This is a genomic window from Strawberry lethal yellows phytoplasma (CPA) str. NZSb11 (assembly GCF_000397185.1).
Classification (GTDB): Bacteria; Bacillota_I; Bacilli_A; order Acholeplasmatales; family Acholeplasmataceae; genus Phytoplasma; species Phytoplasma australiense.
The window spans coordinates 619,042-631,893 of record NC_021236.1; the positions used below are offsets into that span (position 1 = coordinate 619,042).

A 12,852-nucleotide genomic window follows, 5' to 3' on the forward strand; every position below is an offset into this window, starting at 1 on the left:
GGGGTTTTTTATGTATGATTAATATTTTTTTGTTGCTTTTATACTCCCATTGGGGTTGTAATAGATTTCATTAAAAACAGTTCCATCTGGGTTGTATTGGGTTTGTTTGGTTAATTTACCTGTTTGGGGGTTATATTCATTAGTATAAATTAACGTTTTGAAGTCATCTTGATAGCAATTTATGGTGTGGTTTTTATCATCTATTATTTCTTCTCCAATTGTGCCATCAAGATGATAATTAATTGTTTTGATTATTTCTGCAGTTTCAGGATTCCAACAAATAATACAATTAATGGTTTTGCCATCTTTATGGAACCAAGTTGATTTATTTAATTTGCCATCAGAGTAATATTCAATAACAAACCTCTTTGTTTTGCCGTCGCCGTAATAATGAGTTTCTTTAATTCTTTTATGTGTTTGAGGGTCGTATTCTTGGATGACATAAATTGTTTTGCCATCGGAATAGTATTGGGTTTGTTTGGTTAATTTACCATCTGGGCTATATTCAGCAACAAATTTTATAGCTGTTTTAATTCCTTTGCGATAAAAAGTTTTTTGATGATTCATAATTATTTTTCTCCTTTAATTAAAATATTTGTTTGTTGATTAAAATTTTCATTATTTGTTCTTTTTAATAATTTTTAATAATAACTTCTTGCGATATCCCTTTTGAAGTTAAATTGTGTTTTGTAGTGGTTTGAATGGGTTGAATGTGAAATTTTTTAAACAATTCAGTTATTTTTGACGAATTATAATTTGTATACAACCACTTTACCTTGCGATAATTTGCCATTTCTAAACTTTTATAAAGTCTTTTGTGATCTTCAAATGTGAAAGGTTTTTGATAAAAATATTTATCTTTAATCCCTTCACGCCAATACGGAGGATCAACAAATATAAAATCGTTGCTTTGGGTTTGGTTAATGACACTTTCAAAATCGCCATTTAACAATTTTATATTCTTAACATTGGTTTTTATTCTTTGGATTTCTGATAAAACAATTATAGGGTTTTTGAAACGAGATGAAAACCCGTATCCTAAATAAATAGTTCCATCGGATCGATATCCGAAAATGCCCCTAAAAGCATATTTCAATAAAACGTAAAAAAGGGCACTTTTATAAGCACCCAAATTACTTTTATTAAATTTTTCTACCAAATGTTTAAATGATTCTTTTTGCGTCTTTTGATCTTTATTTTCATATATTTTGTCTTCAAATTTACGCACATAATCACAAAACAATTCTGGTTTTGCTAACATATCTTTCCAAAGTTGTATTAAATTGATATCATTATCGTTCAAAGTGACAATTGAGGGGGTAAGAGATTGGAATAAAGCCCCACTTCCTAAAAAAGGTTCATAATAATTGTTATAATTTGTTGGAATATATTTTAATAATTTAGGTAACATTTTCTTTTTACTGCCTATCCATGGTATTTTCATTATTAAACTCCTTTACCCAAATATAAATTAAAAAGACAACATCAGAAACAAGACTAATAGCAGTATTAGCCTTCATTCCTAAATTAAAATCAAAAAATAGGGTCATTAGATTTGTTATGATAAATCCTAAATATGTTATACTTAACAATATTAAAATGTGTTTGGGAGTTAAAATCATTTTCATTCTCCTTTATTTATTTGAATTATTTTTTTACTAATTAAAGTTTTAATTACTTGTTCTAAATTATCTTTTTGGGATTTTGTTGCATTAATTAAAAAATGATGGCAATTTTGGTGTTTACAATTTGCATCATTACAGTATTTATGTTGGTTTAAATAATGTTTGCGGACATTTTCAAAATAATTTAAGGGTTTTTGCTCAATGAGGTCTAATTTATGATTTGATTGAGTTTGTTTTCGTTTTAGCCCAATTTTAGGGTCAATATCTAGGTAAAAAGTTAATTTAGGTTTAATTAAGAAATGATTGATGATTTTTGAAGTAATTTTATCATCATAATCCATGTAATTGCCTTTGCTTTGATATGCGAAAGTGGAATCATACCAACGGTCAACTATAACAAGATAACCACCCAACAAAGCAGGGATTATTAATTCATCTTGGGTTTGCATCATGTTGGCAAGGCTTAATAAATATTTAGTTTTAGGGCTTATTTTGGATTGATGTAAAAATAAATTTCTGATTTCTTTTCCAACAATGGAACTGCCTAAACCTTGAAAAAATTTAATTTGATAGCCTTTATTTTCAAAAGAAGCTTTTAATTCGTTAATTAAAGTAGTTTTGCCGCTTCCGTCAACACCTTCAAAACTAATTAATTTATTTGTCATTAGGGCGAACCATCTTTTTAATTAAATTAATAGGTGAAAAGGGAATGAATTGGTTGGTTAGTAAGTTTTGTAAGAAGAGATTAGCTGAATTGGAAAATAAATTGATTACTTTGTTAATTGATTGTACTTTACCATTTTTAATTTTATTATTTAATCTTTGAGTTTCGGATTCATCATTTGTTAATAAATAGAAGCCAAAACGAGTGTCTAGTTTTTTGATTTGTTCACCTTCTACTATTGATTGTTTGTAACGTTCACGAAGGCAAGTTTTGAAATTGAAAGCAATAATGCGTTTAGTTTTGGTAAACAATACTAAATCAAATTTAATATCGGGGATGAAAAATAAATATGATTGAGGATATAAATATTTAATTCCTTTGTGATTTAGATAAAGCAAAATTAAGTATTCGTTAATTTTTCCGCGAATTGATTTTTGACTTTGAGAGTTGTGTTGGTTGTTGGTTAAATATGTATTGAGTATATTATGACAATCAAACATATACTGATTAAAAGATTTGTTGAAAAAAATTGGTTGAACTATTTGTTTGGTTATGTTAACGCACAAAGATTTATGATTAAAAACGTTAATATTATTAAAATCTAAATTAGATATTTGTTTCATATTTTTATTTCCTTTTTTATTCTTATTCTTTTGCTTCAAATCTTTGGATTTGTTGATAAAAATTAAAACTACATTCGCCTTTGGGACCGCTACGGTTTTTGGCAATAATTAAATTCGTATGTGGGTTGTTATCAGGTGTTTGATAATAACTTTCGCGGTGTAATAACATCACAACATCAGCGTCTTGTTCAATTGATCCCGCATCTCTTAAATCTGTTAATTGTGGGCTTTTGACTTCTCTTACATAGGTTGAACGGTTAAATTGACTCAAAGCTACAATTGGAATATTAAGTTCACTTGCTAGTTTTTTTAATTTGCGTGAAATCTCAGATATTGCTTGATATGTATTAAAACTTTGGGGGTCTTTTAATAAATGGAGGTAATCAATAAAAACAATATCAAGTCCTTTAGTATATTTCATTTGTCGGCATTTGGTTTCAATGTCTTCAATTTTGTTATTTCTATCATCATCAATTAAAATGTTTAATTGCGTGATTTCGTCATCAGCGATAAGTAACTGTAATTTTTCATTTTTAGTTAAGTTTTTCTGTTGGAGTTGTTTTAAAGGGATTTGAGAAGCAGAAGAAAGTAACCTAATTCCTAATTCTTCCGCTGCCATTTCTAAACTAAAAATAACTGCTTTTTGGTTTTCGGGGTTGGTAGTAAAGTTTTTTGCAATATTACAAGCCAAATTTAACATAAAAGCAGTTTTTCCCATCCCAGTTCTTGCTCCTAAGATAATTAATTGGTTTGGTTTAAACCCAGAAATTAATTCATCTAGATTTTTAAAGCCTGTTTTTATTCCTACAAATTGGTTGGGGTTGTCATCATTAACAATACTTTGGCGAATATAAGGAATTAATGTTTTTGTAGAAATAAAAGGAGATTTAGTTTTTTGCATAAAACTTTCTACTTGGTTTTTGACTGTTTGCAGATAATTATGAATATTTTTAGTTTTTGATAATTCAGAAGGCAATTGTTTTATTAATCCTAACAAATCTTTTTTAAGGGAATTTTCTTTGATTAAATCAATATATGTCTCTAAATATTCACTTGCAGGGGACGTCTCCACTAATTCAATTAAATAATCAATTCCTCCTATTTTGTATAAATTGTTATCTAAAACAGAACCCACCGTAACATAATCAATTTCGCGATTTTGCAGTTTTAATTGCTTCATTGTCTCAAAGATACAACGATGCTTGGGGTTGGAAAAATTGTTTGTGTTAACTAAATTTATAACAACATCCATTTTTTCTGGATTTAATAATAGCGCTCCCAATAATGCGCGTTCGGCTTCAATCATCTTTCAAACTCCTTTTTTTGTGATTTGGGTATAAAAAATACCCCTTCAAAAAAAGGGGTTTAGTTTATATATTAATTAAAAAGTTTTTTCTTCTTTAATTGTTCCGTCGGAGTTGTAATGGGTTTCTTTGATTGGTTCCTCTGTTATGGGATCATATTCAGTAATAAAGTCAATTGTTTTGCCATCTTTATGGAACCAGGTTGTTTTAATAAAATTCAATGTATCGGGATCATGTTCGTGAATGGCGTAAATTGTTTTACCATCAATATTGTAGTAAGTAGTTTTATTTTTTTTACAATTCATATTATTTATTTCCTTTTTTATATATTTTTTTTAATTTCTTAATTGCTTTGTTTTTGATAATCGCTACTTTCCTTGAAGATAAATTTAACATTTGTCCTATATTTTTGTTGGAATATTCAATTTGAGGTTCTTCATTAACGTTTCCCAAAGGAATCCCAAAACTTAATTTAATAATTTCGAATTCTTTGTAATTTAAAATATTTTTAAGTTTTTTTAAGAATAATTCATGATTATCTTGTTTTAACCATAGTTGATGGGGGTTGAGGATTGTGCTCCACCTGGGTTGCTTTGCTTCTTCCCATTCTTCAAAAGGAATATTACTTGTTTGTTTTTCTTTCCGAAAAACCAACTTCAAGGGGGTTGAAGCGGTTTGTAGGCCTCTGATAAGTTCTGTAATTTCGCCTTTAATTAATTCTTTAGCATAGTTAATAAAACCATAAAAACCATAACCTAAATCTTTATATTTATCTAAAGCTTTAATTAAACCTAAAATTCCTTCTTGGTATAAATCCTCTCTTTGGAGTGATTTAGGGAAGTATTTAAATTGGTTGGCTATTTTTTTTACTAATGGTAAATGCATTTCGATCAATTGATCGCGAATTTCTAAATCCTTTTTATTTTTTAAAAAATCTTTAAATAATTTTTCTCTTTGCATTTTATTCCTTCCTAAAAATATTTTTAGAAAAGATATGAAATTATTTTTTTAGTCTTGAAAAGAAAAAAAGACTAACTATTAAGTTAATCTTAAAGAATTTTTAAAAAGTAAAAAGTTGTCCAAAGTTTTGGAACACCTCAGAATTATTAACTAAAGGGCATATGCTTCTTTAAAAATTGAGTTGTTAAACAAAAAAATAATATTTTTTTAAAATATTTTATTAACTAAAGGTGTAAAATCTTTTTAAGTTTCTTCAGGGTTAATTTTGTAAACAACAATTTAAATTTTGAAGTTTGTTAAAAAACCTAACAACCCACTAATAATAAAAAATGTCTAAAAACAAGGAATATCGGTGCCACCCAAATATTTTTGTTGGTAAATAAGTAATGTTTTATCAAATGATTGTAAACATTTAGGAATGCATTTTTTTCATCACTGGAAAAATATTTTTTTGCTTATTAAAAAAACCAATATTTTGAATCATCCACAATTTTTTATAAACTTCAAAATTTCTTTGGCGATAACAAATTAAAAAAAAGATATTTTAAAAGCCCTCGTTAGTTTGAGGGCTGTTTTTTCTTACTCAAAAACTGCAAAATTTACTTTTATTTAATTAAAAAATATCTTTGCGGTTGAGATTTTTTCTATTTTGGGATGAATTGAGATATTATTTAAAATCATTTGTCCAATCTAGAACTTCTTTTTTTATTTTTTGCAGATACACGTTGTCGTCCCTATTTTTGATGGCCTGATCAATCAAATCTGCCAACTTAATGAAATCTGCTTCTTGAAATCCTTTTGTTGTCATGGCAGGCGTTCCCAACCTAATACCACTAGTAAACATTGGTTTTTCTTGATCAAAAGGAATAGTGTTTTTGTTGACTATAATGTTAACTTTTTCTAAAATGTTTGCAATTTTTTCTCCGGTAAAAAGAGGGTTTGTTTTTTTTAAATTAATTAAAAATAAATGATTATCAGTTCCTTGACTTACAACGTGATAACCTTTTTTTTGAAAAGTTTGAGCAAATGCTTGAGCGTTTTTAATTACTTGTTGTTGATAATTTTTAAATTCTAAACTTTGAGCTTCTTTGAAGGAAACAGCTTTAGCAGCAATAACATGCATCAAAGGCCCTCCTTGAATTCCCGGAAAAACAGATCTATTAATTTGTTGCATTATTTTTTCTTTGTTGGTTAAAATCAATCCCCCCCGAGGTCCTCTTAAAGTTTTGTGAGTCGTTGAAGTAACTATATCTGCTTGAGCTTCTAAAGGACAAGGGTGTAATTTGCATGCAACAAAGCCTGCAATATGAGCAATATCAGCCATTAAATAAGCATTGACTTCATTAGCAATCTCACGGAATTTTTGAAAATTAATTTTTCTGGAATAAGCAGAATATCCTGCGATAATTAATTTTGGTTTGATTTCCAAAGCCAGTTTTCTAATTGATTCATAATCAAGCATTTCTGTTGTTGGATCGACATTATAAGAATAAGATTGATAATATTTACCTGAAAAACTTAATTTATGTCCGTGAGTTAAATGCCCACCATCGTTTAAAGACAAACTTAAAATTTTATCGTTAGGTTGCAATAAAGCTTGTAAAACTGCCATATTAGCTTGAGAACCTGAATGCGGTTGAACGTTGGCATAACGAGCATTAAAGAGTTTTTTCGCCCTTTCGATGGCTATTTGTTCAATATCATCTACATTACCACAACCATGATAATATCTTTTTCCAGGATATCCTTCGGCGTATTTATTAGTTAAAATACTACCTTGAGTTTCTAAAACTTCTTTGGAAACGAAGTTTTCGGAAGCAATTAATATGATATTTTCTTTTTGTCTTTTTTTTTCTTGTTCGATTAGTTCAAATATTTTTGGATCTTTTAAACTTAATTGTGATTTCATAAAATTATCTAACACTCTTTTCTTATTTTATTTATTAACTGCACAAATATTTGATTAAAAAAAGTATGCAAACAACAAACATTAAGAAAAAATCTTTTAATTGAAGTCGATAAATATTCATTTTTGTTCTTTTTGCACCCAAAACATAACCTCTCACTTCCATAGCGTCGGAAAGAACGATTGATCTTTTGAAAACCAAAATAAAAATAGGCACCAACAAAGAGAGAAGATGGTTCACTTTTTTAAAAATATTTTTATTATTTAAATTCATTCCTCTTGATATTTGAGCTTTTAAGATTTTTTTAGTTTCTTGTAATAAAAAAGAATGGGCCATAAAAATTAAAGATAACATTAAAGCCAAAGTTTGGATAGGAATTTTAATTTTTTTTAAAGGAGATAAAAGAATTTGCAAACCATCATTAATTTCATTAAAAGAAATAATTTTATTAAATAAAAAAAAGAGCATCATAATCATAATTAATCTAGTTATAATTAAAACAATTCTCAAAAAAGAAGAAATTTTTAAATAATATGTAGTTGTAATGTCTGAGCGAAAATAAACAGGAAAAACAAAGACCAAAAACAAAATAATCAATAAATAAGATAGTTTGAAATGTATTTTTTTCTGCGTTAAAGAATAAAAAAAGAAACAAAAGAAAAGAATAGCCAAAGCATAATGATAGTTAACAATTTCTATTTCTATAAAATTATTTTTAGTCGTTGTTAGCTGCAATAACAAAGAAATAAAAAAGAAAAATCTTAAGTGTTTAATTCGAGAACAAAAATAACAAAAAGAAAGACCAAAAGAAAAACAAATTAACAATAAAGAACAAAAAACACTTGCATAAAGAGTCCACATTTTCAAATTAGAATGATTATTAATAGGCAATTGTAAAACAAAAAACAATAAAAGTAAAAAAGCCATAATTTTGATAGAAGGATGATTATGCCTTAAAGAATGCTCTAAATCTTTTTTTTTCATAAAAAATATCCTTTAATCATAAAATTTTTTTAAATATTTTAACAAATCTGGAAAACAATATTGAGGCTTAAAAGGGATTCCTAAAGTTTTATTTAAATGTTGCAAAATTTTAAAAGTTTCTGGAAAGTCTAAATTAAAACGGTGGAATTCAGGATTTTCAAAAAAAGCTTTGGTTTGGCCATCAAAAAGAATTTCTCCTTTGTCCAAAGCAATCACCCTTTTGGCATATTGCGCCACCAAATTCATATCGTGAGTAATTAAAATAATACTCTTTTCAAAAACAACATTCAAATCGTTTAAAAAACGCATAATACTTGTTTTGCTGATTGCATCCAAACCTCTTGTGGGCTCATCCAAAATTAAAATATCTGGCTCCATTGCAATAATTCCTGCAAGAGCTACTTTTCTTTGTTGCCCATCGCTAATTTGAAAAGGTGATTTGAGATATAAATCTGTTTTGATGCCAATGTGTTTTAAAGCTTCTTTTGCTTTTTGGTGAGCTATTTCTTTATTCTTGAAAAAATTTTCTGGCCCAAACATGACGTCTTTTAAAATAGTTGCTTCAAAAAGTTGATATTCTGGAAATTGAAAAACTAAGCCTACTTTTTTCCTTAAAGCAGTTAATAAATTTTTATTTGTTTGGTTGTTAATGTTTTGGTTAAAAATAGTTATTTTTCCGTTGTTTGTTGTAAGCAAAGCATTCATTAATTGTACTAAAGTTGATTTTCCTGAACCTGTTTTGCCTACTAATGCAATAAATTCGTTTTTCGCCGCTATTTTTAAATTAATATTATTTAATGCCAAAACAGTTTGATTTTGATTATTTTTTGGATAAAAAAAATTTACTTTTTCAAATTGTATTCCCATAAAATATCCTTTAATTTTTGTAAGCTTGGAGTTAGTTTTAATTGACTATCTTTTGACAATTGATAATAAAGTTTTAAAGCTAAAGGAGGTTTGAAATTATATTGGTCTAAAAACGCTTCGTTTTGAAAAAAACTTAAGGGACTCATTGTCTTTATTAATTTGCCTTCGTGTAAAATAACTATTTGATGACTTTTAGCAGCTAATTCTAAATCATGAGTGATAGTGATTAAAGTTTTTCCTTGAATTTGTTGAATAATATTTTTGATTTCTGTTGCTCCTTGAGGATCTAAAAAAGCAGTGACTTCATCAAAAACAATAATGTTTGTTTCCATTGCCAAAATGGAGGCAATGGCAACTCTTTGTTTTTGTCCTCCTGAAAGAAAAGAAACATTTCTATCCAATAAATGATCTATTTTTAACATTTTGCTATATTTATCAATTTTTGCAATAATTTCTTGTCTTGTTAAGTTATAATTTTCTAAACCAAACGCAATATCTTCGCGTGCAGTCATACCTGTAAATTGATAATCAGGGTTTTGAAAAATTATACCTATTTGTGGCCGAATGTGTGGTAAATTTTTTTCATTCATTAACTTTTTATCAATCGTAAGCGAGCCTGTTTGAGGCTTCAATAAACCTAATAAAATTTTGGCTAAAGTAGATTTTCCGGAACCATTATGTCCTATAATAGAAACCCATGAATTCTTTTCAATTTTTAAATTTAAATTTTGAAGAATAGGGTTGTTTTGATAATAAAAACTTAAATCTTTAATTTCTATCATATTTTAAAATGAATTCCTTTATTATTTCTTACTTAATCTTTTTTTGATTTGTCAAGTCAAAATTTACTATCGTCTATTTTTTGAATGTAATTAGTAATACTATCAACAATTGTTTTAAAATGTTTTTCATCGAAAGGACTTTTTAATCCTGTTTTTTCTAAAAGTTTTAAAAAGCTTTGCGATCCACCTATTTGACATAATTTCAAATATGTTTCCCAAGCTTGTTGATAATCTTTTTGGCTTAGCGACCAAAGTTCAAAAGCGCAAACTTGAGCCAAAGTATAGTCGATATAATAAAAAGGACTAGAAAAAATATGACTTTGACGCAACCAAAAATTACCTTTTTCTAAAAAAAGATCACTTTCATATTCATTTATGAGTAAATATTTTTTTTCTAAATCACGCCATATTTTTTTTCGTTCTTGAGGGGTGATGTGAGGATTTTGATAAATTTCTTCTTGAAAGTAGTCAACTAAAGCACCATAAAGTAAAAAATTAAGTCCTTCTGAAAGGTGTAAAAATTTATATTTTGCTTCCTCTGAACCAAAAAAATTCTTCATCCAAGGCCAAGCTAAAAATTCCATCCCCATAGAACTAATTTCTGCCGCTTCTAACGTAGGAAAACGATATTCAGGAATAAAATGACGACTTTGATATACTTGGAAAGCGTGTCCAAATTCGTGAGTTAAAACATCTATATCATGACTTGTTCCATTGAAATTAGCAAAAATAAAAGGAGCTTGAAACAACGGTAAATAAGTGCAGTACCCTCCACCTGTTTTATTCGGTTTACTTTCTAAATCTAATAGTTGTTTATCTAGCAAAAAATCAAAAAAAACTTTAGTTGCTGGCGACATTTGATGATACATTTGTTGTGCATTTGATATTTTTGTCTTTGTGTCTCCTTCAGGTGTGGGGTTGCCACTTAAAAAATGAATTTTTTTATCATAACTTTCCAGTTTATTAATTTTTAAACGGTTACTTTTCTTTTGTTGCGTCATTTGATAAAAAGGCAAAACATGTTTTAAAATGTTTTCTCGGTAAGTTTTTACTTGTTGTTGTGAATAGTCTGTTCTCCCTAAAAGATCATATCCTAATTGAACAAAATTATCATAACCTAATAAATTAGCCATTTTGTGCCTGATATTGACTAATTGATCATAAATGTGGTCATAATCGGATTCATTTTTAGCAAAAAAATGAGAAACAGCTAATTGAGCCTCTTTTCTTGTCTCTCTTTGTTGTGCTTCTAAAAAAGGTCCCATTTGGCTTAAATTATACATCTTGTTTTGAAAGTTAACGTTGGGTTGAGAGATTAAGTTTTCATATTCTGTGACTAAAGCGTTTTCTTCTTGCAATAAAGGGATAATTTGAGGATGAAAAGTTTTTAATTCCAAATGGTTTTTTTGAAATAAAAATAAACCAAAATAAGATGCTAGTTGGTCATAATATTTGCTTTGGCTGATTTTTTCTAAAAATTGATGTTGTAATTCTTTGATTAAAGGGGCGTTATGGTCGCAAAAAGCTTGTTCTTGTTGATAAAAGTTATCTTTAACATTTAAGCTATTTCTGATATTGACTAAAGTAAACATGGAGCTAATTTGATCCATTATTTGATTCATGTTTTTCATAATTGTTATTTGTTCTCCCAAAGAAGAAGATAAAAACGATTCAATCATCGGAGCAACTTGCTCTTTGATTTTGGGAATATTAATTCTTTGATATTTAAAATCTTTAAATTGCATAAAATGCTCCTTTAGTTAATTAAATGTTGTCAAAAAACTCTAATCTTGGAAGTAATTTTTTCAAAATCAAAGCTAGTATAAGCGAAATGATAGGAACAATAACTATTAATCTTATCCCTAAATCAATTTTTAATATGTGAATTATTTGATCGAATTTTTGGATATCCAATAAGTCTAGTTTATAACGATATTTCAATATATTATACCAACTTACAATTTGAAATAAACTTGATGCCAAAAGAATCACAAAATAAAATTTACAAAAATTATCTTTTTTTTTTAAGAATAAACTAGGAATTAAAACAAAACAAAGAGCACAAAAAAGACTTTCTAAAGGATTATAATGAGTCCTTTTGGTTTTTAAATAAAAAATGAACATTTCGGATAAAAAACCACCCACGAAAGCCATCATTTTAGGAACGTAAAAGGACATTACAATCAAAGGAAAAAAAATAAAATAACGAAAATAAGGAATTAAAAAGCCAGGAACACCTATTTCTTTTATTAAATAAGATAGTGCAACAGGCATATATGATAAAAAAGAGGCAAGAACGATGTGTCTTAAAATTTTGTTTTTATTATAAATATTTTGTTGTACCATAATTTTTTCTTTTTCTTTTTTTGATGATGTATCCATATTAATTTATTTATATATTATTATTTATTTTGTAAATACATTTTGAGCCTAGGATTTAAAAAAGAGAATATAAACCCCGTGATTAAAAAATTATTTAAGACAGGAATAATATTATAAAATAAACATAAAATATTTGGATATTTTAATAAAGCAGGAGGATAAGAATAATCGTTGTTATTTTGGATTGTTTCTAACAAAATTTTTAACCAAATAAAACGCGAAGCTATAAATTTGAAAAACAAGACCAAAGAAAAAATTATGAATAAATTACTCCAAATTTTTTTATATTTATTAAAATAGGAAAAATTAGGTAGATATAATAATCCTGATAAACCATAAGCCATATCTACCAAAAAATAATCTAATAGCAAGACACTCAATTTTTCAGGCAACGTTAAACCGTTGATTTCCATATAGCCCATTAAATTGCTATAAAAAAACGCTTTTAAAATATGAAAACAAGCATATAACGTAGCAAAAATGAGGCTGTATTTTAATCCTAACAAAAAACCAATTAAAATTAAAGGTACAAGTGCCATTTTAAACAGGGAGCCAATTCCACTGCTAAATTTGGCGCTTCCTATAAATTCTAAAACAATAGTTAAGCCAAATAAAACCGAAGCGATAACGTATTTTTGCAAAGGAGAATTGAAAACAATAGTTTTTGTATTATTATTTTTGAACATAATTTTGTTTTTCTAAAAAAATTAACATTCTTTTTATAAAAAATGTCATTGTGCCATATTTATTTTCC

At 27.4% G+C, this 12,852-nt stretch carries 15 protein-coding genes; all 15 read right to left on the reverse strand.

The window, feature by feature from the left end; all coding sequences use genetic code 11:
• Positions 1–18: 18 nt before the first annotated feature.
• A complete protein-coding gene (locus tag SLY_RS03030; protein ID WP_015637625.1) occupies positions 19–567 on the reverse strand; it encodes a DUF2963 domain-containing protein in 549 nt (182 codons plus the stop codon).
• A gap of 64 nt (positions 568–631) precedes the next feature.
• Positions 632–1,444 carry a DNA adenine methylase gene (locus SLY_RS03035; RefSeq protein WP_015637624.1) on the reverse strand — a complete coding sequence of 271 codons (813 nt, stop codon included), beginning with the start codon at positions 1,442–1,444 and terminating at the stop codon, positions 632–634.
• Complete coding sequence (locus tag SLY_RS03040) at positions 1,419–1,628, reverse strand: hypothetical protein (protein ID WP_235043252.1); 210 nt, start codon at positions 1,626–1,628, stop codon at positions 1,419–1,421. The genes SLY_RS03035 and SLY_RS03040 overlap by 26 nt, the downstream gene beginning before the upstream one ends.
• The gene (gene tmk, locus SLY_RS03045; RefSeq protein ID WP_015637623.1) at positions 1,625–2,290 is read right to left on the reverse strand and encodes a dTMP kinase; all 666 of its coding nucleotides are present in this window, start codon (positions 2,288–2,290) and stop codon (positions 1,625–1,627) included. The genes SLY_RS03040 and tmk overlap by 4 nt, the downstream gene beginning before the upstream one ends.
• Entirely contained in the window at positions 2,280–2,912 is a 633-nt protein-coding gene (locus SLY_RS03050; protein ID WP_041784259.1) for a hypothetical protein, read from the reverse strand. The genes tmk and SLY_RS03050 overlap by 11 nt, the downstream gene beginning before the upstream one ends.
• A gap of 22 nt (positions 2,913–2,934) precedes the next feature.
• Positions 2,935–4,218, reverse strand: coding sequence for a replicative DNA helicase (gene dnaB / locus SLY_RS03055; RefSeq protein ID WP_015637621.1), 1,284 nt, complete (start codon positions 4,216–4,218; stop codon positions 2,935–2,937).
• Positions 4,219–4,293: 75 nt separating this feature from the next.
• Positions 4,294–4,521 (reverse strand): DUF2963 domain-containing protein, encoded by a 228-nt coding sequence (locus SLY_RS03060; protein WP_015637620.1) that lies wholly within the window; start codon positions 4,519–4,521, stop codon positions 4,294–4,296.
• A gap of 1 nt (position 4,522) precedes the next feature.
• Positions 4,523–5,176 (reverse strand): sigma-70 family RNA polymerase sigma factor, encoded by a 654-nt coding sequence (locus SLY_RS03065; protein WP_015637619.1) that lies wholly within the window; start codon positions 5,174–5,176, stop codon positions 4,523–4,525.
• Positions 5,177–5,843: 667 nt separating this feature from the next.
• Positions 5,844–7,085, reverse strand: coding sequence for a serine hydroxymethyltransferase (gene glyA / locus SLY_RS03070; RefSeq protein WP_012358772.1), 1,242 nt, complete (start codon positions 7,083–7,085; stop codon positions 5,844–5,846).
• Between the two features lie 34 nt (positions 7,086–7,119).
• Complete coding sequence (locus SLY_RS03075) at positions 7,120–8,067, reverse strand: energy-coupling factor transporter transmembrane component T (RefSeq protein WP_015638129.1); 948 nt, start codon at positions 8,065–8,067, stop codon at positions 7,120–7,122.
• Between the two features lie 12 nt (positions 8,068–8,079).
• Positions 8,080–8,934 (reverse strand): ATP-binding cassette domain-containing protein, encoded by an 855-nt coding sequence (locus tag SLY_RS03080; protein WP_015638130.1) that lies wholly within the window; start codon positions 8,932–8,934, stop codon positions 8,080–8,082.
• Entirely contained in the window at positions 8,910–9,716 is an 807-nt protein-coding gene (locus SLY_RS03085; protein WP_012358775.1) for an ATP-binding cassette domain-containing protein, read from the reverse strand. The genes SLY_RS03080 and SLY_RS03085 overlap by 25 nt, the downstream gene beginning before the upstream one ends.
• 56 nt (positions 9,717–9,772) lie before the next feature.
• Positions 9,773–11,461, reverse strand: a complete 1,689-nt coding sequence (locus SLY_RS03090) for a M3 family oligoendopeptidase (protein ID WP_015638131.1) — start codon at positions 11,459–11,461, stop codon at positions 9,773–9,775.
• Between the two features lie 19 nt (positions 11,462–11,480).
• A complete protein-coding gene (locus SLY_RS03095; protein ID WP_235043253.1) occupies positions 11,481–12,062 on the reverse strand; it encodes a hypothetical protein in 582 nt (193 codons plus the stop codon).
• Positions 12,063–12,118: 56 nt separating this feature from the next.
• Positions 12,119–12,784: a hypothetical protein gene (locus SLY_RS03100; protein ID WP_012358778.1), complete on the reverse strand. Its 666-nt coding sequence runs from the start codon at positions 12,782–12,784 to the stop codon at positions 12,119–12,121.
• Positions 12,785–12,852 lie beyond the last annotated feature (68 nt).

What these genes read in the sequence shown, in the direction of transcription:
- SLY_RS03030 (WP_015637625.1), bottom strand. Translation starts at nt 567, where the DNA reads ATGAATCATCAAAAAACTTTTTATCGCAAAGGAATTAAAACAGCTATA.
- SLY_RS03035 (WP_015637624.1), bottom strand. Translation starts at nt 1,444, where the DNA reads ATGAAAATACCATGGATAGGCAGTAAAAAGAAAATGTTACCTAAATTA.
- SLY_RS03040 (WP_235043252.1), bottom strand. Translation starts at nt 1,628, where the DNA reads ATGAAAATGATTTTAACTCCCAAACACATTTTAATATTGTTAAGTATA.
- tmk (WP_015637623.1), bottom strand. Translation starts at nt 2,290, where the DNA reads ATGACAAATAAATTAATTAGTTTTGAAGGTGTTGACGGAAGCGGCAAA.
- SLY_RS03050 (WP_041784259.1), bottom strand. Translation starts at nt 2,912, where the DNA reads ATGAAACAAATATCTAATTTAGATTTTAATAATATTAACGTTTTTAAT.
- dnaB (WP_015637621.1), bottom strand. Translation starts at nt 4,218, where the DNA reads ATGATTGAAGCCGAACGCGCATTATTGGGAGCGCTATTATTAAATCCA.
- SLY_RS03060 (WP_015637620.1), bottom strand. Translation starts at nt 4,521, where the DNA reads ATGAATTGTAAAAAAAATAAAACTACTTACTACAATATTGATGGTAAA.
- SLY_RS03065 (WP_015637619.1), bottom strand. Translation starts at nt 5,176, where the DNA reads ATGCAAAGAGAAAAATTATTTAAAGATTTTTTAAAAAATAAAAAGGAT.
- glyA (WP_012358772.1), bottom strand. Translation starts at nt 7,085, where the DNA reads ATGAAATCACAATTAAGTTTAAAAGATCCAAAAATATTTGAACTAATC.
- SLY_RS03075 (WP_015638129.1), bottom strand. Translation starts at nt 8,067, where the DNA reads ATGAAAAAAAAAGATTTAGAGCATTCTTTAAGGCATAATCATCCTTCT.
- SLY_RS03080 (WP_015638130.1), bottom strand. Translation starts at nt 8,934, where the DNA reads ATGGGAATACAATTTGAAAAAGTAAATTTTTTTTATCCAAAAAATAAT.
- SLY_RS03085 (WP_012358775.1), bottom strand. Translation starts at nt 9,716, where the DNA reads ATGATAGAAATTAAAGATTTAAGTTTTTATTATCAAAACAACCCTATT.
- SLY_RS03090 (WP_015638131.1), bottom strand. Translation starts at nt 11,461, where the DNA reads ATGCAATTTAAAGATTTTAAATATCAAAGAATTAATATTCCCAAAATC.
- SLY_RS03095 (WP_235043253.1), bottom strand. Translation starts at nt 12,062, where the DNA reads ATGGTACAACAAAATATTTATAATAAAAACAAAATTTTAAGACACATC.
- SLY_RS03100 (WP_012358778.1), bottom strand. Translation starts at nt 12,784, where the DNA reads ATGTTCAAAAATAATAATACAAAAACTATTGTTTTCAATTCTCCTTTG.